Below are 23,456 nucleotides of genomic sequence, written 5' to 3'. Positions count from 1 at the left end.
GAGAGATGCTAGGCAGCCCCACCGACAGCACCGTGACCGGGCGCACCCGTCAGGAGTACCAGGGCAGCCACGCGCTCACGACGAACTCGTCGGCGATCCGGTCGGCGGTGAACGACCCACCGGCACCGGTCACCGCCTCGGCGATCCCCTGCAGGCCGGTCCCGGTCCCGGCCCCCGAGGGAACGAACGTGCCGATCCGGGTGCGGATCTCGACACGCAGTCCGTGGTCGGGCGACCCGTGGACGGACAGGCCCACCGGTGACCCGAACGCGTGTCGTGAGGCGTTCGTGAGCGCCTCACGCACGACGCGGTACGCCACGTGGCCCGACAACGGGCCGACCGGTTGCGGCGGCACGTCGACGAGCATCGTCACGTGGACCCCGGCCGACCGTGCCGACGCGACGAGGTCGGTGACGCCGTCGAGGTTCTGCGCCCCCGACCCCGACCCGACGTCGGACCCGCCGCGGAGCACGCCGATGATGCGTTTGAGTTCGTCGAGACCGTCGTGGGCCGTCTTCTGGATCAGAGACGCCGAGTTCGCCACCCGCTCGGGCCCTTCGGTGCTGTTGACCTGCAGGCCACCGGCGGTCAACGAGATCCGACTTAGCGTGGCCGCCAGCGTGTCGTGCATGTCGCGGGCGATCCGCGCGCGTTCGGCGGCCACCGCCATCTCCGCCCGCATCACCTCCGATTCCCGCGTGCGGTCGTCGAGAGCGGTTGCCACCACCGTCAACTGACTGCTGGTCCGTCGTTGGAGGGCCACCGCGACCACCAGCGCGACGAGCACCGTCGCGACGACCGGGGCGACCCACACGGGGAGGTTCCACTCGGGCACCGGACCGTTCTCGGGGATCCGGACGCCGATGGTGAGCGCCGAGTAATCGCGGCGTCGAAATGAGTCGTACAGCAGCGAGACGACGCACGCGACCCACACCGCGCCGGTCGCGACGACGAGGCGTCGATCGCGCACCGACGACGCCACCGCGTAGAGCGCGATGAGCGCGGCGGTCGCGTCGGTGGCGAAAAACAACGGCCCGGCCACCGCGACCGCGAGCACCGGTAACGGGTGCTGATGCCGCCGGACCAGCGCGATCCCCGCGGCGACGTTGAGGCCGAACCCGAGCGCCACGTTCCATCCCGGCGTCCCCGCGGTGGCCGCCAGCCCCATGGTCATCATCGTCATGAACAGGCTGACCGTCACCGCCGCGACAGTCGTCAGCCGCCGGCGGAGGTGACCGTCCGTGGCGTCCGGTGCCTTGCGCAGCCACGGCGGCAGGTCCGGTGGGGTGACCGGACTGGCGGGGTTCATGACCGCGACGGTACGGGGCGTGACCGACAGGCCACATCCGACGATCGGGCCGCTCGTTCGAGGTCGCATCGGACCGATCGGGGGAGGGTGACCGACCGATCGGAGGATGCCCACGGCCGGATGGACACGCTGAAGTGGTCGGGACACCGACAACCGAAAGGTCCTGCCATGAGCAAGAACCCGCCCGATCAGCCCCAGCCCTACGGGTCGCCCTACCCGCCGCCGGCCCCGAAGAAGAACTGGTTTGCGCGGCACAAGGTGCTCAGCGTTCTCGGCGCCCTGGTCCTGCTGATCGCGGTCATCTCGGTCGCGACGAACGGTGGCGGTACCACCGAGTCCTCCGACGCCGCTCCCGCCGGCGGCACCACCGCCGCCTCGACCGGCGCCGGCACCGGTGCACCCACCACCGACGGCGAGTCCGCGGCCGCACCCCGGCCGGGCATCGGCGCCCCCGCACGCGACGGCAAGTTCGAGTTCGTCGTGCGAGGAGTCCGTGACGGCGGGACGACGATCGGCCCCGACTTCATGGCCGAACGCGCACAGGGTCGCTTCGTGCTCGTCGACCTGACCGTCCGCAACATCGGGGACCGGGCGCAGAGCCTGGACGTCTCGTCGCAGAAGGTGCTGTCGACTCAGGGGACACAGTTCTCCCCCAACACGACGGCGACGATCTCCGTCGACGACGCCGCGGTGTTCTACGAGCAGATCAACCCGGGCAACGCGCTGCAGCTCACGATCGCCTACGACCTGCCGAACGGCGTCGACCCGGCCGAGATCGAGTTGCACGACTCGGTGTTCTCGGGCGGGGTCACGGTCGCGCTGCGCTGACCGCCCGCCACCCCGTCCTGCACCCGTTCCCATCGGGGGCAGGACGGGGATGACGAGATCGACCGCGGCCTACGAACTCGTCGGGCCTCTGACGACCACTCGGCCGCCGCGCTACGCGCGGATGGTGGCCACGCCCGGGGTGCCGAAGGTCTGTAGCGCGCCACCGATGGCGATGAGTCCCTCGCCGGTGCGGGCGACGTAGACCGGCTCCGGACCGGGGCCGACCGCGGACGTCACCGCCAGGGTTCCCGTCGCCCCCGTGGAGAGGTTGACCCAGGCGACGTTCGCCGGGACGTCGAGCGTTCCGGCGCAGGTCGGATACGGCGCGCGGCGGGCGATGTCGGCGGACGTGATGCACCGATCGCTCAGCGAGAAGCGCAGGGTCCCGGGCGCGGTGCGGGTGACGACGATGTTCTCCACCCCGAACGGGAACGGGTCGGCGAAGAACAACCACTGCGAGGGGATGGCGACCGACACCGACCTCGAGACCGCAGGTGCCGCTGCACCCTGGCCGGCACCGAGGGGCGTGATGAGGAGTGCGGCACATGCGGTCAGCGACAGTGCGCTCGCGGTGACGATGCGTCGGAAAGGGTTCATGGCTGTTCGTCCTCCGTAGACGTGGCGATCATCGGGCGGTGACCGGAGCGACGGTCGCTCCATTCACCGGTATCGACAAGTACCACATTGTTGTTACGGCAAACGAGCGATGTCCTCCGATGGACCGACCGATCTCGTAGAGCTAGACGAGCAACCGCACCACGTCGACGACATGCGAGAGTCCGGCGAGTGCGCCCGACGACGACCTCGGATGGAGGGCATGTACCGCGAGCCGGAACATGACCGCCCGCAACATCATCTGAGGCCACTCGGGCTGATCCGACCAGCGGGAGACGAGATCCTCGTCGGCCCCGCCCCAGGCCAGGGCATCGACGACCACGACCGCCGCGGCCCACGGAGCGGGCCGCCAATACGGCACCAGATCGGTGATGCCGGGGGCTGCCGCACCGGCGAACAGTACGGTGCCGAAGAGGTCGCCGTGCACGAGCTGCGACGGCGACTCGATGGGTGTGCGGAGAGTGGCAAGGGTTTTGAGCATCTCGATGCTCTTCACCCCGTCCGGCGACGTCGGCTCACCGAAGCCGGCCGCGCGGGCCGAGCGCAGCGGGGTGTCCTCCCAGGCCGCCCGGTCGGCGGCGTTGAACACGTCGACGTCGGTGTAGGGCGGCGCCGGCGGCTGCAGCAGGAAACGTGGACGCTCGAGATCGGCGGTCACCTGGTGCAGGCGGTTGGCCAACGACACGACCTCGTCGTGGCGGGGCTCGGGCGACCCGGCGATGTAGGTGTCGGCGCGCCACCCCGACACCACGTAGCGGCCGTCGGTGCCGCGTAGCGGACGGGCGACACGCACGCCGTCGACGTAGAGGTCTTCGCGGATCTTCGCCGACCACGCCGCGCGTGCGTGGTCGGGCACCAGCGACAGCACCACCTCGCCGATGCGCCAGCCGCCCTCCCACTCGCGGGTGAGGGCGATGGGGGTCGATCCGGCGAGACCGAACGTCGCGATGACGTGTTCGGGCGGATCGGGGGCATTCACACCGCTGAGATTACCGACCCCGCGCCTGCCAACCGGGGAGGTGCGGGTCGGCCGTGTTCGGAGTCGCAACACCCGCGCGGCCCGCACGCGGAGACCGGCCGGCCGGACGCAGGCCGACGAACGCCAGCAGCGCAGCGACCACGAGGGCGCCGGCGAACACCGGCACGGCGCGGTCGAAGGTGTCGTCGAAGCCCGGTCCGAGCCCGGCGTCGGCGCGGGTACCGGTGATCAGTGGGATCGCGGCCACCGACAGCAGACCGGCGGCGCGGGCGACGGCGTTGTTCACCCCGCTCGCCAGGCCGGCATGGTCGTCGGCCACCGCGGCCAACACCGTCGAGGTCAACGGTGCCACCAGCAACACCATCCCGACCCCGAGGATCGCGGCGCCGGGCAGGACGTCGGTCGGATAGAAGGCGTGCGGGCCGATCCGCAGCATCGCGAGGAGTCCGGCCGCGCACAGCAGGGCGCCGACGGTGAGCGGGCCCCGCGCACCGACCCGTGCCGCGAAGGCGCTCGACCTCGCGGAGAACAACAGCATCAGCAGGGTCCCCGGGGTGAGTGCGGCACCGGCCCAGAACGCCGAGTAGCCGCCCACGACCTGCAGTTGCAGCGCGACGATGAAGAAGTAGCCACCGAACGCCGCGTACACCGCGAACGTCATCAGGTTGATGACGGTGAACGGCCGGGACGCGAACAGGGCCGGCGGCACCATCGGCTCGGGTTGGCGACGTTCCACCACGACGAACGCGACACCGGCCGCGACGGCGACGACTCCCACCACCGCGACCTCGATGGCGCTGCCCCCTTCCGCGGCGCGGATCAGGGCCCAGGTCGCGCCGGCCAGGGTGACCGCACCGAGCACCGCCCCGGCGACGTCGAAGTGCTTCGACGCGTGAGGATCCCGCGTCTCGGGGACGTGGCGCACGGCCACCGCGACGCACACCAGGGCAACCGGGACGTTGAGGAGGAACGCCCACCGCCAGCCGGGACCGTCGGCCAGCCATCCGCCGAGGAACGGACCGATCGCCGCGGCCACACCACCGAGTCCCGACCACGTGCCGATCGCCCGGGCCCGGTCGGCGGGGCGCAGCGACGACTGGATCATCGCCAACGACCCGGGTGTCAGCAGTGCACCGCCGACACCCTGCAGGCCGCGCGCGGCGACCAGCACCTCGACATTCGGCGCCAACCCGCACATCAGGGAGGCACCGGCGAACCCGATCACGCCGACCACGAACACCCTGCGACGACCGAGGCGGTCGCCCAGCGATCCGCCGAGCAGGATGAGCGCCGACAACGTCAGCATGTACGCGGTGACCGTCCACTGCAGCGGCGCGAGCCCCACATCGAAATCGTCGGCGATACGCGGCAGCGCGACGTTGACCACCGTGGAGTCGAGCAGCACCATCGACGATCCCAGGACGGCGCTCGCCACCACCCAGCGCCCCCGCGTGGACGACAACGCCACCGAGGCACCGGGGGCAGGGGTGGCCACGATCAGTAGACCGGCAGCGACGGGTCGGTCTGCCGCGCCCACTCCACGATCCCGCCGCGCAGATGACGCGCGTCGGCGAACCCGGCACCGCGCACGACATCCAACGCCTGCGCCGATCGGATGCCGGTCTTGCAGTACAGGACGGTCGGCCGGTCCCGGGGCAGTGCGGCCAGCGCCTCGCCGGAGATCAACTCCCCCAACGGGATCAGCGTGGCGCCGTCGATGCGGACGATGTCCCATTCGACCGGTTCACGGACGTCGATCAGGGCGATCGGCTCGCCGGCGTCGAGGAGTCGTCGCAGTTCCACGGCGTCGATGTCCGACGCCGCGGGATCCGAACCGGTGGAGGTCGCACCCTCGTCGCCGACGACGCCGCAGAACGCGTCGTAGTCGACGAGGTCGGTGATCGGCTCGGCCTCGGGATCCTTGCGGATGTGGATGGTCCGGTACTCCATGGCGAGTGCGTCGTACATCATCAGTCGACCCAGCAGCGTCTGTCCGACGCCGGTGATGAGCTTGACGGCCTCGGTCCCCATGATGGAACCGACGGAGGCACAGAGGATCCCGAGGACGCCGCCCTCGGCACACGATGGCACCGTCCCCGGCGGCGGCGCCTGCGGATACAGGTCGCGGTAGTTCAGCCCACGACCGTCGGGGGCGTCCTCCCAGAACACCGAGGCCTGTCCCTCGAAGCGGTAGATCGACCCCCACACGTACGGTTTGCGCGCGAGCACCGCGGCGTCGTTCACGAGGTAGCGGGTGGCGAAGTTGTCGGTGCCGTCGACGATGAGGTCGTAGCGGGCGAACAGGGCCACCGCGTGGTCGGCCTCGAGCCGGTGCTGGTGGAGTTCGACCGCGACGTGCGGGTTGATCTCGACGATGGCGTCACGGGCGCTCGCCGCCTTCGACCGCCCGATGTCGGACTGCCCGTGGATGACCTGCCGCTGCAGGTTGGATTCCTCGACGTGGTCGAACTCGACGATCCCGATCGTGCCGACGCCCGCGGCGGCGAGATACAGCAGCGCCGGGGAACCCAGCCCGCCGGCCCCGATCACCAACACCCGGGCGTTCTTCAACCGTCGCTGCCCGATCATCCCGATGTCCGGGAGGGTCAGATGCCTGCTGTAGCGCGCGACCTCCGCGGGCGTGAGTTCCGCGGCCGGTTCGACGAGCGGGGGCAGCGGTGAGACAGGGGTGGTCCGGGAACGCGACATCTGGGGGATTTCGGTGGGCGCCATGATCACCGACGACGCTACGCCGGTCAGCTGCCGGGAAACGGCCAGGGATTGGCCCGGCACACCAGATCACGGTCGGCCTGCATGTCCGGATCGATCGCCATGATGTCGCTGTTGGCGACACCGAAGCTCTGCTGCATCATCACCGGGGCCAACGCGCCCTCCTGGCCACACGGTTGGTGCTTCTCGAAGCCGATCGCGTGGCCGATCTCGTGGTTGATCGCGTACTGCCGGTAGAGCAGGTCGTCGCCCTGATACGACACGGCGCCGCGCACCCACCGCGCCTCGTTGAGGGTGACGCGGGCCTCGGGCGGGTAGTAGCAGGAGGATTCGAGCTTGATCTGGTACCCGCACAGCTCGCGGGTGGTGCCGGTCGAGGTCAGCGACACCCGGAAGTCGGGTGTGCCGGAGTCGATCCGCCGGAACGACACCTTGCCGCCACCGATCCAGCTCTTCGGGTTGGCCAGGGTGGTGTCGACGAGTTTGGCGAAGATCGAGTCGCTGCCGTAATCGGCGGGGGCGAGGCCGTTCTCGACCTCGACGGTGTAGGTGTACACCCGAGGTGCGGTGCCCACGACTCCGGTGGTGCCGGGGACCACGCGCCACGACTTCGCGCCGTTCGTGGTGAACGATCCGCCGTCTGGCAGCTGACCGGCGGGCAGTGTCACCGCGGTGGCAGCCCCGGTGGGCGCACCGATCGGCGAGGTCTCGGAGTTGACGTCTGTGTTGCGGGATGCGGCGTCGGGAGCCGGTGCGGCCGGGGTCGGTGACGAGGCGTTGCCGGAGAGGGTCACCGCCACGAGCACCACGGTGAGCACCGCGAGCACCGGCAGGGCGTACGCCCGCCACCCGTAGGTCGCGACGAAGGTACCGATCCGGGTGCGTCGGCGGCGCTCCGGACGCGGTCCCCGCCGGCCGCGGGGGTCCTCGGCCGTCGGGTCCCAGTGCGCGCGCAGGGGTTGGTCGTCACCGGGGCGGCCACGTTCGGAGACCTGCTGCTCGATGGGTCGCCGGTCGGGTCGAGGTGCGGTGGGACGGTCGTACGGGACATCGGCCAGCAGGTCGTGGCGCACGTCGCGTTGCGGTCGTCGGTGTCCGTTCGATCCGCGTGAGGTGCGGTCCCGCGACGACGGCCGGATCGGTGGAGCCGGGTTCCCGGGTGGCCCGTACCGGGGTGGCATCCGACCCGACGGCAGAGGTCCGGACGGATGCGGCGCAAAGGAGCCTGCATCGGGGGGATACGGGTGATACCCGGGACCCGGAGCGCCGGTCGGCGGCGTATCGCGCGGGTCGGGTCCACCGAATCCCGCACCGGATCTGGGCGGTCCTCCCCCGCCTGGCGCACTCACGTCTTCCACCATCTCACAGCGCGGCACGCGTTCCCGGGACGCGCGGCCACGTGCACAGGTCGATGTCCTCGCCGGGCGTGGAGACGCTCAGAAGGCCACCAGCGAGGCCGGATCGGCGATCTCGACATGGCGGGCGATCTCCCGCGCGGTCTCCAGCGGTATCTCCATCTGGCACACGTGCCCGACGGCGCCGAACATCACCAACCTCGACCCCTCGATGGTGCGGATGACCCGCGGCGCGATTGCCGCGCTCACGAGCTTGTCGCGGCCGCCCCACATCACCAGGGTCGGCGCGGTGATCGTGCGGGCACGACGCCAGTGATCGCGTCCCGACATCCACAGCCAACTCGCGACCAGCGCATTGAGACTCCCCGACAACGCGGCCGGCGCCCACGGGAGCTCGGCACGATCGACCGCGTGTTCCACGGCCTGCGCCATCCGGGTGGGCCCGAGGACCTGCGGGCGCACCATGATCTCGCGCAACGTCTGCGCCACCTGTCGCTGCGCGTGGACCCGACCGAGATAGCCGAACACCGCGGGCCCGACCCTCGGGACCGTCGCCAGGGTCAGCGGCACGAACGACAGCCGTTTGATCCGCGGACGCAGGTCCGGGAACGCGGGCGAGATGAGGGTGAGGGTGGTGACGAGGTCGGGCCGTGCAGCAGCGACGCGGGCGGCGATCGCCCCGCCGAGGGAGTTGCCGACCAGATGGGCGCCGCCGAGGTGCTCGAGCACCGCGATCACCGCATCGGTCATCATCGTCAGCGAGTAGTCACCGCCCGGCGGCGGATCGGAGAACCCGAACCCGGGCAGGTCCATCGCGTACCCGTCGAGCACCGGGGCGAGCACCTCACCCAGGTCGGTCCAGTTCAGCGACGACCCGCCGAGTCCGTGGACATAGAGCGCCCTGCCGACCGGGGCGTCGACGCCCGCGTCGTCGACGTCGGTACCCACCGGGTTCGGACTCCGCACGCGTCGCAGGTGGATCCGCCATCCCGACACCGTCACCTGCTCCCCCGGCCACAGCGGTGTCGTGCGATCGAGGGGTGCGAGCAGGTCGCGCAGCGAGCGCGGTACGGACGGTGTCCGATCGGTGGTCGACACCGCTACAGCATGCCTCACCTCGACGGGGTGACGCGTAGGGTCTACCCATGCCAGGCGCCGCTGATCGTGTACCCGTCGACTCGTCGGTGCACGCCGTCCCCGGCCGCGCCCGCGGCGACGCCGGGCGACGCAACACCCGGATGCCACGCAGCGCCCGGCGCCTCCAACTCCTCGACGCCGCCAGCGAGATCTTCGTCGAACGCGGCTACCACTCGGCGGGCATGGACGAGATCGCCGTCCACGCCGGCGTCAGCAAACCCGTTCTGTACCAGCACTTCCCGGGAAAACTCGACCTGTACCTCGCCGTGCTCGACGAGCACGCGGAATCATTGGTCTCCGAGGTGCGTAAGGCGCTCGAGACCACGACCGACAACAAGCAGCGCGTGCGCTCGGCGGTCGGCGCGTTCTTCGACTTCATCGACCAGGACCATCAGGGCTACCGGCTGATCTTCGAATCCGACGCCCTCGATCCCGCCGCGATCCGTCGTGTCGAGAGCGCCACCGAGGCCTGCGCCGACGCCGTCTACGGCCTCGTCATGCACGACTCCGGCCTCGACCCCTACCGGTCGCGGATGCTCGCCGCCGGCCTCGTCGGTGCCAGCCAGGTCAACGCGCGCTACTGGCTCGACGCCAAACGCCCCATCAGCAAACGCGACGCCGTGGAGACGACGGTCGAATTGCTGTGGGGCGGGCTGTCACACGTGCCGCTGCTCGAAGGCGGCGTCACCGAGTCCTGACGTCAGCTGCTCTTGGCGCCGAAACCGACTGTGACATCGATGGCGTCGGGATCCGGCGCAGCGCCGATCACGGTGCCGTCAGCTGCTCTTGGCGCCGAATCCCACGCGTGGACGCTCGGAGGTGCCGACCTCGACGTAGGCGATCTTGGTGACCGGCACCAGGAAACGGGCGCCCTTGTCGTCGGTGAGTCGCAACAGCGCCTCCTTGCCCGACAGTGCCGACTCGACGGCGGCGTGGACCTCGTCGCTGGTCTGCTCGGTCTGCACCACCAGCTCGCGCGCGCTCTCGGTGATGCCGATCTTCACGTCAACCGTCACGGTCGTCCTCCTGCTGCTGTGGATGTCTGGCGCCTTCGTTGCCAGGTTAGTGGAGCGCCGAGGCCGCGCCGCACGCGCTCCGCTGTGGGCGGAAACGCCTGGCGGCAGGACCCGACCGGGACTCAGCCCAGTCCGAGTTCCTGCATACGCGCGGCGTGCCGGTCCTGGATCGACTCGAAGAACGTGGAGATCCGTGTGAAGTCCGAGGCCTCGCTGAACAGCAGGCCGGTCAGTTCCTCCTCCGAGGCCAACACGTGTTGGGCCTGCGTGATCGCCTCGCCCAGCAGGCGCCGACCCCACAGACGCAGCGGTGAGGTGAGCGACGGGTCCGTGGCGACCGCGGCACGCACCTCCGCACACGCGAAATCGGAATGACCGGTCTCGGCCATCACGTCCTGCACGATGGCCTCGGCGTCGCCGGGCAGCGTGTGGGCGACCTCGAGGTAGAAGTCCGCGGCGAGGCCGTCACCGATGAAGGCCTTGACCATCGACTCCAACCAGGAATTGGGGGTCGTCGACCCGTGGTAGCGGTCGAGGATCGGCGCGTAGTGCGCCACGGTCTCGACCACGTCGCGACCACGCCGTTCGAGTTCGGCCGCCAGCACCTCGAAGTGGGCCATCTCGGCCCCGGCCATCTGCGCCATCGCCACCCGCCCGCGGATGTCGGGGGCCATCTGCGACTCGGCGGTCAGGCGGTAGAACGCCGCGATCTCGCCCGCGAGCAACACGCCGAACAGTGACGTGATCCCGGGATGGTCCTCGGGAAGCGGTGGCAGGTCCGCATCGTCGGCGATGTGGGTCGGCGCGAGGTCGGCGGTGGACGGGGGCAGGCCGCCCGATGCGGGCGCGGTGGAACCGGGCGCAGCAGTGGTCTGGGTCACGGGGTGGTCGGCCATGGGGCCGATGGTAGGCGACGGGATCGACCCCATGGCGGCCGCCGGTGACCGGCACCGATGCGTGGTCGACACCCCTCACCACGTACCATCGGTGGCGACGTGCAGTGCAGGCGCTGCCTCTCGGCGCCGCCCCGCCCGCGCGTCCCCAGTAATGTGCGCGCACTTCTTGCCCGATCTCGAGCCGCAAAACATTTTTCGGCTCCCGCCCACCTCGCGTCCGTGTGGCGGTGTGAAGCCTTTTCGTGCGTGCTCCGTGACATCGGAAGGCACCCATCATCAGTACCGACAGCCAGACAGACACCAACGAGACCGTCGACTCCACCGAGGACCCCGTGGTCGTCGTGGCCCAGGCCCTCGATTCCGACGAGCCGCAGACCACCGTCGTCGACACCGAGACCCATGTGGCCCCCACTTTCGCCGAGCTCGGCGTCAGCGCCGAGATCGTCGCCGCGCTCGAGGCCGACGGCAAGACCCACACCTTCGCCATCCAGGAGCTCACGCTGCCGTTGGCCCTCGCCGGCGACGACCTCATCGGCCAGGCCCGCACGGGCATGGGCAAGACGTTCGGTTTCGGCGTCCCGCTGATCCACCGCATCACCCAGGTCGCCCCCGGATCCACCGGGCCGCTGCGCCCCCTCGACGGCACGCCGCGCGCGCTCATCATCGTCCCCACCCGCGAGCTCTGCATCCAGGTGACCGGTGACCTGCAGGTCGCAGGCAAGAACATCGACGTCGATCCCCAGCCCAACCCCAAGCGCAAGCTGTCGATCGCCTCGATCTACGGCGGTCGCCCCTACGAGTCGCAGATCGCCGAGCTGCAGTCCGGCGTCGACGTCGTCGTCGGCACCCCCGGCCGCCTGCTCGACCTGGCCCAGCAGGGCCACCTCATCCTCGGCAAGGTGCAGATCCTCGTCCTCGACGAGGCCGACGAGATGCTCGACCTGGGCTTCCTGCCCGACATCGAGCGGATCATGCGGGCCCTGCCCGACGCCCGCCAGACGATGCTGTTCTCGGCGACCATGCCGGGCCCGATCGTCACCCTGGCCCGCACCTTCCTCAACCGGCCGACACACATCCGCGCCGAGCACGCCGGCGATTCGGCGGTGCACGAGCGCACCACCCAGCACGCCTACCGCGCCCACGCCCTCGACAAGGCCGAGGTGGTGGCACGCATCCTGCAGGCCGACGGTCGTGGCGCGACGATGATCTTCACCCGCACCAAGCGCACCGCACAGAAGGTGGCCGACGATCTCGCCGAGCGCGGGTTCAAGGTCGGTGCCGTGCACGGTGACCTCGGCCAGGTCGCCCGCGAGAAGGCGCTCGGACGGTTCCGGGACGGCAGCATCGACGTCATCGTCGCGACCGACGTCGCCGCCCGCGGCATCGACATCGACGACGTCACCCACGTCATCAACTACCAGTGCCCCGAGGACGAGAAGGCCTACGTGCACCGCATCGGTCGCACCGGCCGCGCCGGACGCACCGGCATCGCGGTCACGCTCGTCGACTGGGACGAGCTGCACAAGTGGGCGGCCATCGACAAGGCGCTCGGACTCGGCATGCCCGAGCCGGTCGAGACCTACTCGAGCTCCGAGCACCTGCGAACCGATCTGAACATCCCCGCCGACGCCACCGGCCGCGTCCCCGGCGCCAAGCCGTCGGACGACGAGCGCGCCGCACGCGGCGAGAAGCGCGAGCCGCGGGAGAAGCGTGAGCCGCGGGCCGACCGTCAGCGGCGCCGGACCCGTTCGGGCGGAGCCGCGATGGCCTCGGCCACCGCGCAGGCCGAGACCGACTCGGCCGAGGCGGCAGCGTCCTCGTCCTCGACCGCCTCGGCGGAGGCGAGCACATCCGGTGACGGCGACACCGCGGGCTCCAAGCCCCGCCGTCGGCGTCGTCGTGGTCGCGGTGGCTCGGGTTCGTCGAACGCCGCCGCCGGCGAATCGACGTCTGCGGGTTCCACCGACCAGTGAGCGACGCCGGGACCGACACCACGACACCGCGGGGCGGCCCCCCGCGGGCCCCGATCCGGCCCGAACGGCGCACACGTCTCGACCTCGTGATCAGCGCGCTGATCGTGGTCGTCGTGATCGCCGTCGCCGCGGTCGTCTGGTACGTCAGTCCGTCCCGGCACACCACCTCCGACCCGTCGGGGGTCCCACTGACCGCGGTCACCCCGGCCGCCGCCGTGCCCGCCGGGTTCACCCAGGGATGGTCGGCGCCCTCGGGCGCGAGCACCACCGCGATCGTGACCGACAGTGCGGTCGTCACCGCCGACCGCGGCACCGTCGAGGCCCACGACCCGGCCAGCGGCGCGGTGCGGTGGAGCTACCGCCGCAACCTCGACCTGTGCGGCGCGATCGCCGGGTGGGAGGCCTCCCCCGGTGTCGTCGCGGTGTACCGCAACAGCCGCGGGTGCGGAGAGGTCACCTCACTCGACGCCGACGACGGTCATCGCGCCGACACCCGTAGCAGCGACGCCGACGACGAGGTCCGACTGTCGGCGAACGCCGATTACGTCGTCTCGCAGGGACCCACGCGTCTCGAGTCGTGGGGTTCGACCCTGGTGCGGGGCGTCGAGTACGGCCGGGTCTCGGCGCCGGTGAAACCCGGCACCCAGCCCCGGGCGGGCTGCCGCATGTCCTCGAGTGCCACCGGCGCCGACCAGATCGCGGTCATCGAACGGTGCGGCGACGAACCGGGCTACCGGTTGTCGATCTTCTCCGCCGCGCAGGACAAGGACGAGAAGGTCAAGCAGCTCGGGTCGCGGATCATCACCAGCGGCACCGCGTCACCGCCGCCGCGCGTGGTCGCGGTGTCCTCGTCGTCGGTCGCGGTGTATCTCGGCTCGGGCGGCGCCATCACCGGGGGCACCGGTGGCCCGCAGATCCAGGTGTTCACCACCGGCGCGGTGCTCAGCAGTTCCCACGAGGTGCTCGGTGACGCGCAGGCACCCGCCGACTCGGTCGCGGTCCGCAGCGACGGTCTGCTGTCGTTCTTCACCGGCAAGGGCACCGTCGTCCTCGACGCCTCGGCACTGACCCCGCGCTATCAGGTGCCGGGAACCCTGGGCCCGGCCGCGGCGATGGGAAGCGACCTCATCGTGCCCGGGCCGTCGGGGATCACCGTGCTCGAGGCGGCCACCGGACGACAGTCGCGCACGATCGCGCTGGCACGCCCAGGTTATGTCGGCGGCACGGTGACGCTCTCGCCCATCGGCGACGACATCGCGATGTTCTACGGCGGCACCGTGCACATGCTGATCGGGAGCTGAGCGCTACACCGCGGTCTCGAGGGTGGTGAGTGCCTTGCCGCCGTCCCAGTGTTGCCACAGGTTGTCGGCGAGTTCGCGGTAGGCCTGCGACCCCTTGTTCTTGCGACCGGTCATCACCGTCGCACCCGACGCCGACGCCTCGGCGAACCGGACGGTGCGCGGGATCGGCGGACTCAGCACCGGCATCTCGTAGCGATCGGAGACATCGGCGAGCACGTCGCGACTGTGCGTGGTGCGCGAGTCGTACAACGTGGGGATCACACCGAGCAGCGTGAGAGCCGGGTTGGTGATCTGCTGGACCTCGGTGACCGTGCGCAGCAGCTGACCCACCCCGCGGTGGGCGAGCGTCTCGCACTGCAGCGGCACGGCGACCTCGTCGGCGGCGGTCAACCCGTTGAGGGTGAGCACCCCCAGCGACGGCGGGCAGTCGAGCAGGATGACGTCGTAGTCCTGGGTGACCTGGGCCAACGCGCGCTTGAGCGCGTACTCGCGACCCGGCCGCATCAGCAGCAACGCCTCGGCGCCGGCGAGATCGATCGTCGCGGGCAACAGGGTCATGCCGTCGTCGGTGGACACCAGCGCGTCGACGATGTCGCTCTCACCGAGCAACACCTCGTGCACCGACACCTCGAGGTGGTCGGGGTCGTGGCCGAGGGAGAAGGTGAGACAGCCCTGGGGATCGAGGTCGACCACCAACACCGACAGGTCCATCGCGGCCAGCGCGGCCCCGATGGAGGCGACCGTCGTGGTCTTGGCGACGCCCCCCTTCTGGTTGGCGACCGCGAGGATCTTGCTCATCGGAGGGCCCGATCGGTGTGCAGGATGATCATGACTGTCCATTCCCCTCGGTGGCCGCGTGGCAGTGGCCGTGTGTGCGCACACCGCGAACGTTCTCGGCGGCGGCTCGTGAGATGAGGATATGCCCCCGAGGTCGCGACGCGACGGCGGTGGGAGGATGGCGGCGTGGCCACAGCGACGCATCGACTCATCGTCATCCGGCACGGCGAGACCGAGTGGTCCAAGAGCGGTAAGCACACCGGTTCCAGCGACATCGACCTCACCGACACCGGCGTCGAGCAGGCCCGCAGTCTGACCGGTCGGATCGAGGAGTTGTCCCTGACCGACCCGACGGTGCTGAGCTCCCCACGGCTGCGTGCCCGCCGCACCGCCGAGCTCGCCGGACTGCAGGTCGACGCGGTCGAGCCGCTGCTCACCGAGTGGGACTACGGCGACTACGAGGGACTCACCAGTCCCCAGATCCACGAGACCGATCCCGACTGGACGGTGTTCGCCGACGGCGGCCCCGACGGCGAGTCGCCCGACGAGATGAGCGACCGCGTCGACACCGTCATCGAGAAGTTGACCCCGTTGCTCGACCGCGGCGACGTGGTGGTGGTGACGCACGGGCACTTCTCGCGATCGTTGTTGGCGCGGTGGATCGGGTCGCCGATCGCGCGGGGACGCCACTTCACGATGCTGCCCGCCTCGATCGCCGTCCTCGGGTTCGACGGCGAGTCCCGTCAGCTGACCGCGTTGGGCATCACCGGGTATCGCAGCGCCGACTACGTCGACGCGGGTCGGCCCACACGTCCCCTGGGCTGAGTCACGATCGCAGATCCCATCGGTGTGTGGGCTCAGCGGCGGTCGGCCTCGTCGGGATCGGGGGTGTCGGTCATCTCCGGTGCGTCCGGCGCGTAGTCGGCGGCGAGCCAGCGCACCGACTTCGGGGAGAACAGCAGCCCCAGGACGATGACCACCACCACGAGCAGCGGCGCACCCAACCAGGGCTGACCGCTGTCGGTGAGCAGTGCGAAAGCGACGGGGATCAGCAGGATCTGCGCGACCACCGCGATGGCCCGGCCCCAGCGTCGCCCGGTGACCAGCGCGACGCCGCCTGCCACCACGCCCGAACCCAGGATCGCGAACCATCCGGCGGTGCCGTAGCTGCTGATGAAGCTCTCGTCGGCGCCGGTCGCGCCGTGCACCGCGAGCACCACCGCGATGACCACGGCCACGATGCCCTCGAGTGCCACCACGACGCCGGCCCGGCGGACCGCGGTGGGAGGACCGGTGTCCGGACGACGCTCGGCAGGTGTACGACTCACCGTTCCAGCGTAGTTCGTCGAGCATCCCCGTCGTCGCCGACGCCGGTCGCCGGCGGTGTCGTGGACCGCGGTGACGATTGTGTGCCCCTTCGCGGCACCCTCTAGGCTCTGCAGATCGTGCGTGCCCTGCTGATCGTCAACCCGTTCGCGACGTCGACCACCGACGCGGGGCGCGACGCGCTGGCCGACACCCTCTCGGCCAAGATCGATCTCACGGTCGAGCTCACCACCCATCGCGGTCACGCCGGTGAGATCGCGGCCCGCGCCCGCGCGCAGGGCTGCCCGATCGTGATCGTCCACGGCGGCGACGGCACGGTGAACGAGGTCGTCAACGGTCTCCTCGACGCCCCCGGGGACCCGATCGGTCCCGACCCGGTCCCGGCGCTGGCCGTCATCCCCGGCGGCAGCGCCAACGTGTTCGCGCGGTCACTGGGGATCGAGCCCGACCCGGTGACGGCCACCGCGCAGCTGCTGACGTTGCTCGCCGAACGGTCGCGACGTCGCATCAGTCTCGGTCACCTCTCGGCCGAGTCCGCGGCCCGCCCGGGGACCTCGCAACCGCGCGCCGTCGGGCCGGGACGATGGTTCCTGTTCAACGCGGGCATGGGCCTCGACGCGGAGGTCGTGGCCTCGATCGAGGAACAGCGCAACGCGGGCAAACCGGCCAGCGACGCCCGCTACATCGCGACCACGGTGCGCCGCTTCATCAGTGCGTCGCGTCGCCCACCGCAGCTGTCGGTGTCGCTGCCCGGGCGTGACGCCATCGACGACGTGCACTTCGTGTTCGTCTGCAACGCCAACCCGTGGACCTTCATCGGCCCCCGGCCGGTGTGGACCAATCCCGACACCACCTACGAGTGCGGACTCGGCGTCTTCGCGTCGACGTCGATGAGCATCACCCGCAACCTCGGCATCTTCACGCAGCTGTTGACCGGTCGCAGACCCCACGCGCGGCACGTGCTGACCGACGACGACGTCGCGTCGGTACGTCTGACCGCCCGCACCGCGGTGGATGTCCAGATGGACGGCGACCATGTGGGCACGAGGACTGCGGCGACGTTCGGATGCGTCCGCGACCGACTCGAGGTCGTCGCCCCACCGCTGCAGGCCTAGGTCGCGACGAGCACCGATCACGGCGGCTGCAGGGTGTGAGTTTCTGCATGAATGTCGTGAAGACAGCGCAGGATGATCGGGACAGTAGTACAACGGTGCAGGGAGTTCGCCACGGACCCCCGTTGTCGCAGTGACATTGCCCACGTGTTAACGCGACACCATTGACTTCATCGTTATTCGTGAAAGCATTCACAAGCAACAGTGCGGAAACATTGAGTACGCACAGATGAACGACAAGTGACAACCGGCGCGATCACACACGCGCGAAATCGAAGGAGCACGCACATGGACTGGCGTCACAATGCAATCTGTCGCGATGAGGACCCGGAGCTGTTCTTCCCCGTGGGGACCAGCGGCCCGGCCATCGCCCAGATCGCCGACGCGAAGCTCGTCTGCAACCGCTGCCCGGTGACCGCCGACTGCCTCTCGTGGGCACTCGAGTCGGGCCAGGACGCAGGGGTCTGGGGCGGTATGAGCGAAGACGAGCGTCGCGCGCTGAAGCGTCGCAACGCACGCAACCGGACGCGCAGCACCACGGTCTGACGCGTTCCACCACGCACCAGGGCCCGGCGGGAAACCGCCGGGCCCTGTGCTGTGTGGAGACGACCACGGCGTTTGCGGGGGCTCAGCGCAGAGGCACCGTGAGGACCGCGGCCGTACCGCCGCCGTCGGCGGGCGCGAGATCGAGGGTGCCGCCCAGTTCGATGCGGACGAGCGTGTGCACGATCTGCAGTCCGAGACGCTCGGAGGCGCGGATGTCGAAGCCGGGCGGTAACCCGACCCCGTTGTCGCGCACGGTGACCACGAGTCGTCGGGTGTTGCGGTCGGCCTCGATCACCACCTCACCCTCCCGCTGCTCATCGGTCCCGAAGCCGTGTTCGACAGCGTTCTGGATCAGCTCGGTCAGCACCATCACCATCGGCATCGCCAGATCCGACGGCAACACCCCGAGGGTGCCGCCGCGCCGGACCACGGCGTTGCTGTCGCCGGAGGCGACGTCGGCCATCACCGGCACCAGCTGATCGACGACGACGTCGAGATCGACCTCCTCGTCGACACTCCCCGACAACAGTTCGTGCACTAGGGCGATCGCCGCCACCCGGCGCACCGCCTCGGTGAGCGCTCCGCGCGCCTCTGGGTTCTCGGTGCGGCGGGCCTGCAGCCGCAGCAGCGCCGAGACGCTCTGCAGGTTGTTCTTGACCCGGTGATGGATCTCGCGGATCGTGGCGTCCTTGCTGATCAGCGCGCGATCCCGGCGTTTGACCTCGGTGACGTCGCGCACCAGGACCGCGGCCCCCGACGGTTGTCCCCGCGGACGCAGCGGGACGGTGCGGATCAGCACACTGGCCCGGCGCGCATCGGCCTCGATCCGACGGCCCGAGCCGCCGGCGACGGCCTCGCGGATCATCGCGACCGTGTCATCGGCCTCGAACCGATCGGTGAGCAACTCGCCGAGGACGTCGGTCAGCTGGTTGCCGGTCAGGTCCGTCGTCCACCCCATGCGGTGCACGGCCGACAGTGCGTTCGGGCTCGCGAACACCACGACGCCGGTGTCGTCGACACGGATGAAGCCGTCGCCGGCGCGCGGCGTCGACAGCCCGCGGGAGTTGGCCTCGTTCTGCGGGTAGGCGCCGTCGGACATCATCTGACACAGGTCGTTCGCGCAGTCCTGATAGGCGAGCTCGAGGTGTGAGGGCATCCGCAGCTGCGCCAGGTTCGCCGTGCGACTGATCGCGGCCACCACCTCTCCGGAGAACCGGACGGGTACCGCTTCACGACGGATCGCGGTGTGCCCCAACCACGTCGGGTCTTCCTCCCGCAAGATGCGACCGCTCGTGAACGCCCGACGGACCTGCGGGTTGGCGTCGGGCGAGGAGTCGTCGTCCTCGATGACGACGCGACCGACCTGATCGAAGGGGAACACCGTGGGAGCGGTGTTCGGCCGGCACTGGGCGACACAGATCAGGTCACCGGACTCCGTGGGGACGTACATCAGCAGGTCGGCGAACGACAGATCGGCCATCAGCTGCCATTCGGCGACCACCCGCTGCAGATGACCGGCGTCGGCACCCGACAGCGACGTGTGTTCGGCGAGGAGATCGGTGAGGGTGGACATCTACCGGGGACCCGAACCGCGGAGGGGCCCACTCACCGACCACATCACCGACACGTGAGGTGTGGACTCAGTCGATGGTGGCGATGAGGTGGCCGGCCTGGATCACATCGCCGACGGCGACCTTGACGTCGGTGACGGTGCCCGCCTCCTCGGCGAGAACCGGGATCTCCATCTTCATCGACTCGAGGAGCACGATGGTGTCGCCGACCTCGATCTTCTGCCCCGGTGAGACGACCACCTCGAGCACGCTCGCGACGATCTCGGCCACGACCTCTTCTGCCATGACGACCTCCAGTGCTCTCGGCTTCGGCGGTGGCGACGACCGGGGTACCGCTCGCTGCCGTGGACAACCTATCGCAGACCCCGACGACACGATCGGCGCCGGGCGGTCGGCGTGGGTCGCCCGCGCGATTGGGGTCTCACGTGGTGGTCGTGGGAGAATCGATCCCCTGTACCACCGACGCGGGTCGCGCCGCTCGGATGCCACACCATCGCAGTGCACGGGAAGGAGAACACCATGGGAAAACGTGGACGCAAGAAGCGCGCGCGCAAGAAGAATGCCGCCAACCACGGCAAGCGCCCCAACGCCTGAGACGCTCGAACACGAACAGGGCCGGACGACCACCTCGCGGTGGCCTCCGGCCCTGTTCGTGCTTCAGGTGGGGATGCGTGCGCTCGGATCAGCCCTCGACAGCGTGCTCGATGACCGTCTTACGGATCTCGAGGGTGAGTCGGTCGCGCAACCCGCTCGGCGCCTGATCGCCACCACATTTGCGGTTGATCAAGCTCTTGAGCTGCGACTCGATGCCGTAGTGCTCGAGGCAGCTCGAGCATCCGTCGAGGTGCGACTGCAGGCGGTCGCGGGCACGCGGGTCGCACTCGTTGTCCAGCAGCAGCCACACGTCGGCGATGACCGCGGAGCAGTCGAGCTGCTCGAATTCGGCCGCCTCGTCGGGTGTCTGTTCGTCCGAGATCCGCCCGTCTCCGCGGGCCCGTCCGGTGTCACTCATCGGGTCACCTCCGTCCCGTCGGTGGACACGGGTTCCGCACGGCGGAAACCCCGCTCCAGGGCCACATCGGCCAGCAGTTCACGCAGCTGCTTGCGGCCGCGGTGCAGGCGCGACATGACCGTGCCGATCGGGGTGTCCATGATCTGCGCGATCTCCTTGTAGGGCAGGCCTTCCACGTCGGCGTAGTAGACCGCCATCCGGAAGTCCTCGGGCAGCGCCTGCAACGCCGATTTGATGTCGTCGTCGGGCAACGCGTCGAGCGCCTCGATCTCCGCTGATCGCAGGCCGGTCGACGTGTGCTCGGCGGTGGCCGCGAGCTGCCAGTCGGTGATCTCGTCGGTCGGATACTGGGCGGGCTGGCGCTGTCGTTTGCGGTAGCCGTTGATGTAGGTGTTCGTCAGGATCCGGTACAGCCACGCCTTGAGGTTGGTGCCCGCCTTGAACGAGTGGAAGGCCGAGAACGCCTTCACGTACGTCTCCTGGACGAGGTCCTCGGCGTCGGCCGGGTTGCGTGTCATCCGCAGGGCCGCGCCGTACATCTGATCCAGCAGCGGCAACGCGTCACGCTCGAAGCGCGCGCCGCGCTCCTCGGCAGTCTCCGCACGCTCGGGTTCGGTCGCGGTCGACGCGCCGTCTGCCACCACCGATGGATCGGATTCGGTCACGAGGGTCCCTCCGCGCTCTGCCCCGTTCCGGGACGTCCGAGGCGCCACGATGTGCGCGCGCCCGTCGTCCGACCCTACCGATGGACTCGTCTCGACGAACATCAGTACCGGTGCAGCTCTGCCCACCGGGCGGTCCAACACCTGCAGGGTCATCTGCTCCCTCTCGTCGGCGACACGATCACACATCTCGATCCGATAACGGCTCGGTGAACAGATCATCCGCGCACGCCTCGAAACGATGTCGATGGCTACAACCCACCTCCGTGCGCGATTGTTCCGTTTCGGTTCACGCTGGGCCTGAACGCGGCGCTACCGTGCGATCCATGAGTGCGATGACCCCGGCGGTCGCCACGGTGCAGCGCGCCGGGGTCGATCACCGTCTCCACCGCTACCGCGCCGATCCTCGGGCGGCGTCCTACGGCGACGAGGCCGTCGCGCACCTGGCCGAGACGCTCGGGGTCGACGCCGGGCAGATCCTCAAGACGCTCGTGTTGTCGCTCACGGGAGGCGGGCGCTCGGCGGTTTCCCGCCCGCGATTCGCCGTCGCGGTGCTGCCTGTCCCCCGACGTCTGTCGACGCGAGCCGTGGTCGCCGCGCTGTCGGATCCGTCGGCCGCCCGGGCGGAACTGGCCGATCCCGCCGCGGCGCAACGGGTGACCGGGTACGTGCTGGGTGGGGTGTCGCCGTTGGGTCAGCGGACGCCGTTGCCGACCGTGATCGACACCTCGGCGCTCGCGTGGTCGACCGTGCTGTGCAGCGCGGGACGCCGGGGCCTCGAGATCGAACTCGCCCCCGACGAGCTGCGACGACTCACCGGAGCGGTGGTCGGTGACATCTGCACCTGAGACCCGCTAGAGCAGGGTTCCCTGTTCGGGCGGCTGTGAGCCCGCGGCGTCGACCGGGTCGAGGAGTTCGGGCCCGTTGTTGGCCACCCGGTTGACCAGCGGCGCCACCTCGCGGCGGTCGATCGCGTCCACCAGCTGCGCCGACGGCGGCGCCAGCAGCGCGGCCGGGGGCGGGTTGTCGGGGTCGAGCCACGCGTCCCAGTGGTCGCTGGGCATCACCAGCGGCATGCGGTCGTGGATGTCGCGCAGGGGGCCGACGGCATCGGTGGTGATGATGGTGCAGCTCATCAGCGGTGGCGTCTCGCGGTCGGCGTCCTTCGGTCGCCAGGTGGTCCACAGCCCGGCCATGAACAGGCGCGTGCCGTCGGCCGGCGACATGAAGTAGGGCGTCTTCGACGGCTTGCCGTCGGGCCCGGTCCCCTTGCGCCACTCGTACCAGCCGTCCATCGGAACCAGGCATCGCCGGCCCTTGAGGCTCGTCTTGAACGACGCCTTCTCGGCGACGCTCTCCGCGCGGGCATTGAACAGCAGCGGGGCCTTGGCGAGGTCTTTCGTCCAGGCCGGGACCAGCCCCCACCGCATCGCGCGCACACGCAGCGCCGGGTCCCCAGCAGAATCGTCCCCAGCAGAATCGCGACCGGCGGGTTCGTGGTGGTCGTGTCGACGCACCACGGTCATCACCGTGGTGGTGGGCGCGACGTTGTAGTTCACCCCGGGTACCGACGCAGGTCGCGCGGTGGGGTCGGGGTCGGGCCGGTCGGGGGTGACCTCGTCGATGGCATCGAGTTCGGCCGCGAGCAACGCGGGATCGGTGGTCACCGCATAACGTCCACACATGGCCTCCATGGTGTCACCGCGACCGGACCGACATCAGCGTCGAGCCGGAGATGTCCACCGATTCCTCGCCCGCGCGAAGGGACCACTGTCCCCGAAGCGGGCGTCGGCGCGGTTGTCGGCCTACATCTACGGGACGCTGCTGGCGATGGCCGCGGTCGTGGTCGTCGATCCCGCGGCCATCGAGAACGGCTCGGCGGTCGTCATCGTGCTGGGCACCACCGCGACGACCTTCCTCGCCCACGTGTTCGCCGAGATCGTCGCGGGCCACAGCATCCCGGAGGCGACGGCCCACCTCGACGAGCCGGTACGCCGACGCGTTGCGGGCGAGGAGCTGCGCGATGCGGTGCCGATCGCCTCGGCGGGGGCGTTCCCGGCGTTCTTCCTGGCGCTGGGGTGGCTCGACGTGCTCGATCCCACCTGGGCGTTCGTGCTGGCCGGGGCCGGCCCGATCCTGCGCATGGCGCTGTTGCAGATCATGATCGGCCGGATCCGCGGGCAACGACCGACCCTGCGCATACTCTTCGGCGGCATCGCGACCGCAGTGGTGGCCACGGCGATCGTCGCGGCGAAGGTGATCCTCACCCACTGAGGACCCGGGACCCACCGAGGACCGAGGCGACTGATCG

The 23,456-nt window shown here is 70.1% G+C and carries 26 protein-coding genes; 10 read left to right on the top strand and 16 right to left on the bottom strand.

The window, feature by feature from the left end; translation table 11 throughout:
- Window positions 1-49: 49 nt before the first annotated feature.
- Window positions 50-1,309, bottom strand: coding sequence for a sensor histidine kinase (locus ACLBW1_RS14300; protein WP_447812479.1), 1,260 nt, complete (start codon window positions 1,307-1,309; stop codon window positions 50-52).
- Between the two features lie 168 nt (window positions 1,310-1,477).
- On the opposite strand from ACLBW1_RS14300, the gene ACLBW1_RS14295 reads away from it, so the two are divergent.
- The gene (locus tag ACLBW1_RS14295) at window positions 1,478-2,137 is read left to right on the top strand and encodes a DUF4352 domain-containing protein (protein WP_447812478.1); all 660 of its coding nucleotides are present in this window, start codon (window positions 1,478-1,480) and stop codon (window positions 2,135-2,137) included.
- A 111-nt stretch (window positions 2,138-2,248) separates the two neighbouring features.
- On the opposite strand, the gene ACLBW1_RS14290 is transcribed toward ACLBW1_RS14295, so the two are convergent.
- From ACLBW1_RS14290 to ACLBW1_RS14265, 6 genes are all read right to left on the bottom strand, one after another.
- Window positions 2,249-2,734, bottom strand: coding sequence for a hypothetical protein (locus ACLBW1_RS14290; protein WP_447812477.1), 486 nt, complete (start codon window positions 2,732-2,734; stop codon window positions 2,249-2,251).
- A gap of 142 nt (window positions 2,735-2,876) precedes the next feature.
- Window positions 2,877-3,731, bottom strand: coding sequence for a TIGR02569 family protein (locus ACLBW1_RS14285; protein ID WP_447812476.1), 855 nt, complete (start codon window positions 3,729-3,731; stop codon window positions 2,877-2,879).
- A gap of 10 nt (window positions 3,732-3,741) precedes the next feature.
- A complete protein-coding gene (locus tag ACLBW1_RS14280; RefSeq protein WP_447812475.1) occupies window positions 3,742-5,226 on the bottom strand; it encodes an MFS transporter in 1,485 nt (494 codons plus the stop codon).
- A gap of 2 nt (window positions 5,227-5,228) precedes the next feature.
- Window positions 5,229-6,464 carry an adenylyltransferase/sulfurtransferase MoeZ gene (gene moeZ / locus ACLBW1_RS14275; protein ID WP_447812474.1) on the bottom strand — a complete coding sequence of 412 codons (1,236 nt, stop codon included), beginning with the start codon at window positions 6,462-6,464 and terminating at the stop codon, window positions 5,229-5,231.
- Window positions 6,465-6,487: 23 nt separating this feature from the next.
- Window positions 6,488-7,534, bottom strand: a complete 1,047-nt coding sequence (locus tag ACLBW1_RS14270) for a DUF3152 domain-containing protein (protein ID WP_447812473.1) — start codon at window positions 7,532-7,534, stop codon at window positions 6,488-6,490.
- A 363-nt stretch (window positions 7,535-7,897) separates the two neighbouring features.
- Window positions 7,898-8,914, bottom strand: coding sequence for an alpha/beta fold hydrolase (locus tag ACLBW1_RS14265; protein ID WP_447812472.1), 1,017 nt, complete (start codon window positions 8,912-8,914; stop codon window positions 7,898-7,900).
- A gap of 47 nt (window positions 8,915-8,961) precedes the next feature.
- Between ACLBW1_RS14265 and ACLBW1_RS14260 the strand changes: the two genes are divergently transcribed.
- Window positions 8,962-9,651 carry a TetR/AcrR family transcriptional regulator gene (locus ACLBW1_RS14260; RefSeq protein WP_447812471.1) on the top strand — a complete coding sequence of 230 codons (690 nt, stop codon included), beginning with the start codon at window positions 8,962-8,964 and terminating at the stop codon, window positions 9,649-9,651.
- Window positions 9,652-9,729: 78 nt separating this feature from the next.
- On the opposite strand, the gene ACLBW1_RS14255 is transcribed toward ACLBW1_RS14260, so the two are convergent.
- Together ACLBW1_RS14255 and ACLBW1_RS14250 are read right to left on the bottom strand one after the other, a co-directional pair.
- Window positions 9,730-9,969: a DUF3107 domain-containing protein gene (locus ACLBW1_RS14255; RefSeq protein WP_447812470.1), complete on the bottom strand. Its 240-nt coding sequence runs from the start codon at window positions 9,967-9,969 to the stop codon at window positions 9,730-9,732.
- 122 nt (window positions 9,970-10,091) lie between these two features.
- The gene (locus ACLBW1_RS14250) at window positions 10,092-10,865 is read right to left on the bottom strand and encodes a ferritin-like fold-containing protein (protein WP_447812469.1); all 774 of its coding nucleotides are present in this window, start codon (window positions 10,863-10,865) and stop codon (window positions 10,092-10,094) included.
- Window positions 10,866-11,206: 341 nt separating this feature from the next.
- Here ACLBW1_RS14250 and ACLBW1_RS14245 point away from each other — a divergent pair, with 341 nt between their 5' ends.
- On the top strand, window positions 11,207-12,838 hold the full coding sequence (locus tag ACLBW1_RS14245; RefSeq protein WP_447812973.1) for a DEAD/DEAH box helicase: 1,632 nt from the start codon (window positions 11,207-11,209) through the stop codon (window positions 12,836-12,838).
- A complete protein-coding gene (locus ACLBW1_RS14240) occupies window positions 12,835-14,139 on the top strand; it encodes an Rv3212 family protein (protein ID WP_447812468.1) in 1,305 nt (434 codons plus the stop codon). Before ACLBW1_RS14245 ends, ACLBW1_RS14240 begins: the two co-directional genes overlap by 4 nt.
- Before the next feature lie 3 nt (window positions 14,140-14,142).
- Here the strand turns inward: ACLBW1_RS14240 and ACLBW1_RS14235 are convergent, their stop codons facing one another.
- On the bottom strand, window positions 14,143-14,937 hold the full coding sequence (locus tag ACLBW1_RS14235; RefSeq protein WP_447812467.1) for a ParA family protein: 795 nt from the start codon (window positions 14,935-14,937) through the stop codon (window positions 14,143-14,145).
- A 165-nt stretch (window positions 14,938-15,102) separates the two neighbouring features.
- Here ACLBW1_RS14235 and ACLBW1_RS14230 point away from each other — a divergent pair, with 165 nt between their 5' ends.
- A complete protein-coding gene (locus tag ACLBW1_RS14230; RefSeq protein ID WP_447812466.1) occupies window positions 15,103-15,741 on the top strand; it encodes an acid phosphatase in 639 nt (212 codons plus the stop codon).
- Window positions 15,742-15,773: 32 nt separating this feature from the next.
- Here ACLBW1_RS14230 and ACLBW1_RS14225 read toward each other — a convergent pair whose 3' ends face one another.
- Window positions 15,774-16,244, bottom strand: coding sequence for a hypothetical protein (locus ACLBW1_RS14225; RefSeq protein WP_447812465.1), 471 nt, complete (start codon window positions 16,242-16,244; stop codon window positions 15,774-15,776).
- Window positions 16,245-16,361: 117 nt separating this feature from the next.
- On the opposite strand from ACLBW1_RS14225, the gene ACLBW1_RS14220 reads away from it, so the two are divergent.
- Together ACLBW1_RS14220 and ACLBW1_RS14215 are read left to right on the top strand one after the other, a co-directional pair.
- Window positions 16,362-17,357 carry a diacylglycerol/lipid kinase family protein gene (locus ACLBW1_RS14220; RefSeq protein WP_447812464.1) on the top strand — a complete coding sequence of 332 codons (996 nt, stop codon included), beginning with the start codon at window positions 16,362-16,364 and terminating at the stop codon, window positions 17,355-17,357.
- Window positions 17,358-17,642: 285 nt separating this feature from the next.
- Window positions 17,643-17,900: a WhiB family transcriptional regulator gene (locus tag ACLBW1_RS14215; protein ID WP_045823614.1), complete on the top strand. Its 258-nt coding sequence runs from the start codon at window positions 17,643-17,645 to the stop codon at window positions 17,898-17,900.
- 82 nt (window positions 17,901-17,982) lie between these two features.
- Here the strand turns inward: ACLBW1_RS14215 and ACLBW1_RS14210 are convergent, their stop codons facing one another.
- Window positions 17,983-19,473 carry a sensor histidine kinase gene (locus ACLBW1_RS14210; RefSeq protein WP_447812463.1) on the bottom strand — a complete coding sequence of 497 codons (1,491 nt, stop codon included), beginning with the start codon at window positions 19,471-19,473 and terminating at the stop codon, window positions 17,983-17,985.
- Between the two features lie 67 nt (window positions 19,474-19,540).
- Complete coding sequence (locus ACLBW1_RS14205) at window positions 19,541-19,756, bottom strand: biotin/lipoyl-binding carrier protein (protein ID WP_055792405.1); 216 nt, start codon at window positions 19,754-19,756, stop codon at window positions 19,541-19,543.
- A gap of 234 nt (window positions 19,757-19,990) precedes the next feature.
- On the opposite strand from ACLBW1_RS14205, the gene ACLBW1_RS14200 reads away from it, so the two are divergent.
- Window positions 19,991-20,065 carry a 50S ribosomal protein bL37 gene (locus ACLBW1_RS14200; RefSeq protein WP_369758845.1) on the top strand — a complete coding sequence of 25 codons (75 nt, stop codon included), beginning with the start codon at window positions 19,991-19,993 and terminating at the stop codon, window positions 20,063-20,065.
- A gap of 88 nt (window positions 20,066-20,153) precedes the next feature.
- Here the strand turns inward: ACLBW1_RS14200 and rsrA are convergent, their stop codons facing one another.
- Both rsrA and ACLBW1_RS14190 read right to left on the bottom strand, forming a co-directional pair.
- Window positions 20,154-20,483, bottom strand: coding sequence for a mycothiol system anti-sigma-R factor (gene rsrA, locus ACLBW1_RS14195; RefSeq protein WP_447812462.1), 330 nt, complete (start codon window positions 20,481-20,483; stop codon window positions 20,154-20,156).
- Window positions 20,480-21,250 carry a sigma-70 family RNA polymerase sigma factor gene (locus ACLBW1_RS14190; protein ID WP_447812972.1) on the bottom strand — a complete coding sequence of 257 codons (771 nt, stop codon included), beginning with the start codon at window positions 21,248-21,250 and terminating at the stop codon, window positions 20,480-20,482. Before ACLBW1_RS14190 ends, rsrA begins: the two co-directional genes overlap by 4 nt.
- Window positions 21,251-21,471: 221 nt before the next feature.
- Between ACLBW1_RS14190 and ACLBW1_RS14185 the strand changes: the two genes are divergently transcribed.
- Window positions 21,472-21,993 carry an aminoacyl-tRNA deacylase gene (locus ACLBW1_RS14185; RefSeq protein ID WP_447812461.1) on the top strand — a complete coding sequence of 174 codons (522 nt, stop codon included), beginning with the start codon at window positions 21,472-21,474 and terminating at the stop codon, window positions 21,991-21,993.
- Window positions 21,994-21,999: 6 nt separating this feature from the next.
- Here ACLBW1_RS14185 and ACLBW1_RS14180 read toward each other — a convergent pair whose 3' ends face one another.
- Window positions 22,000-22,830 carry an SOS response-associated peptidase gene (locus tag ACLBW1_RS14180; RefSeq protein ID WP_447812460.1) on the bottom strand — a complete coding sequence of 277 codons (831 nt, stop codon included), beginning with the start codon at window positions 22,828-22,830 and terminating at the stop codon, window positions 22,000-22,002.
- Between ACLBW1_RS14180 and ACLBW1_RS14175 the strand changes: the two genes are divergently transcribed.
- Window positions 22,829-23,419: a hypothetical protein gene (locus tag ACLBW1_RS14175; protein WP_447812459.1), complete on the top strand. Its 591-nt coding sequence runs from the start codon at window positions 22,829-22,831 to the stop codon at window positions 23,417-23,419. The two genes, ACLBW1_RS14180 and ACLBW1_RS14175, sit on opposite strands and share 2 nt — an antisense overlap.
- Window positions 23,420-23,456: the final 37 nt, after the last annotated feature.

The organism is Williamsia sp. M5A3_1d (assembly GCF_053345315.1).
This window is presented reverse-complemented; position numbering and strand designations above follow the sequence as displayed.

What these genes read in the sequence shown, in the direction of transcription:
- ACLBW1_RS14300 (WP_447812479.1), bottom strand. Translation starts at nt 1,309, where the DNA reads ATGAACCCCGCCAGTCCGGTCACCCCACCGGACCTGCCGCCGTGGCTG.
- ACLBW1_RS14295 (WP_447812478.1), top strand. Translation starts at nt 1,478, where the DNA reads ATGAGCAAGAACCCGCCCGATCAGCCCCAGCCCTACGGGTCGCCCTAC.
- ACLBW1_RS14290 (WP_447812477.1), bottom strand. Translation starts at nt 2,734, where the DNA reads ATGAACCCTTTCCGACGCATCGTCACCGCGAGCGCACTGTCGCTGACC.
- moeZ (WP_447812474.1), bottom strand. Translation starts at nt 6,464, where the DNA reads ATGGCGCCCACCGAAATCCCCCAGATGTCGCGTTCCCGGACCACCCCT.
- ACLBW1_RS14260 (WP_447812471.1), top strand. Translation starts at nt 8,962, where the DNA reads ATGCCAGGCGCCGCTGATCGTGTACCCGTCGACTCGTCGGTGCACGCC.
- ACLBW1_RS14250 (WP_447812469.1), bottom strand. Translation starts at nt 10,865, where the DNA reads ATGGCCGACCACCCCGTGACCCAGACCACTGCTGCGCCCGGTTCCACC.
- ACLBW1_RS14235 (WP_447812467.1), bottom strand. Translation starts at nt 14,937, where the DNA reads ATGAGCAAGATCCTCGCGGTCGCCAACCAGAAGGGGGGCGTCGCCAAG.
- ACLBW1_RS14215 (WP_045823614.1), top strand. Translation starts at nt 17,643, where the DNA reads ATGGACTGGCGTCACAATGCAATCTGTCGCGATGAGGACCCGGAGCTG.
- ACLBW1_RS14210 (WP_447812463.1), bottom strand. Translation starts at nt 19,473, where the DNA reads ATGTCCACCCTCACCGATCTCCTCGCCGAACACACGTCGCTGTCGGGT.
- ACLBW1_RS14205 (WP_055792405.1), bottom strand. Translation starts at nt 19,756, where the DNA reads ATGGCAGAAGAGGTCGTGGCCGAGATCGTCGCGAGCGTGCTCGAGGTG.
- rsrA (WP_447812462.1), bottom strand. Translation starts at nt 20,483, where the DNA reads ATGAGTGACACCGGACGGGCCCGCGGAGACGGGCGGATCTCGGACGAA.
- ACLBW1_RS14190 (WP_447812972.1), bottom strand. Translation starts at nt 21,250, where the DNA reads ATGTTCGTCGAGACGAGTCCATCGGTAGGGTCGGACGACGGGCGCGCG.
- ACLBW1_RS14185 (WP_447812461.1), top strand. Translation starts at nt 21,472, where the DNA reads ATGAGTGCGATGACCCCGGCGGTCGCCACGGTGCAGCGCGCCGGGGTC.
- ACLBW1_RS14175 (WP_447812459.1), top strand. Translation starts at nt 22,829, where the DNA reads ATGGCCTCCATGGTGTCACCGCGACCGGACCGACATCAGCGTCGAGCC.
- ACLBW1_RS14180 (WP_447812460.1), bottom strand. Translation starts at nt 22,830, where the DNA reads ATGTGTGGACGTTATGCGGTGACCACCGATCCCGCGTTGCTCGCGGCC.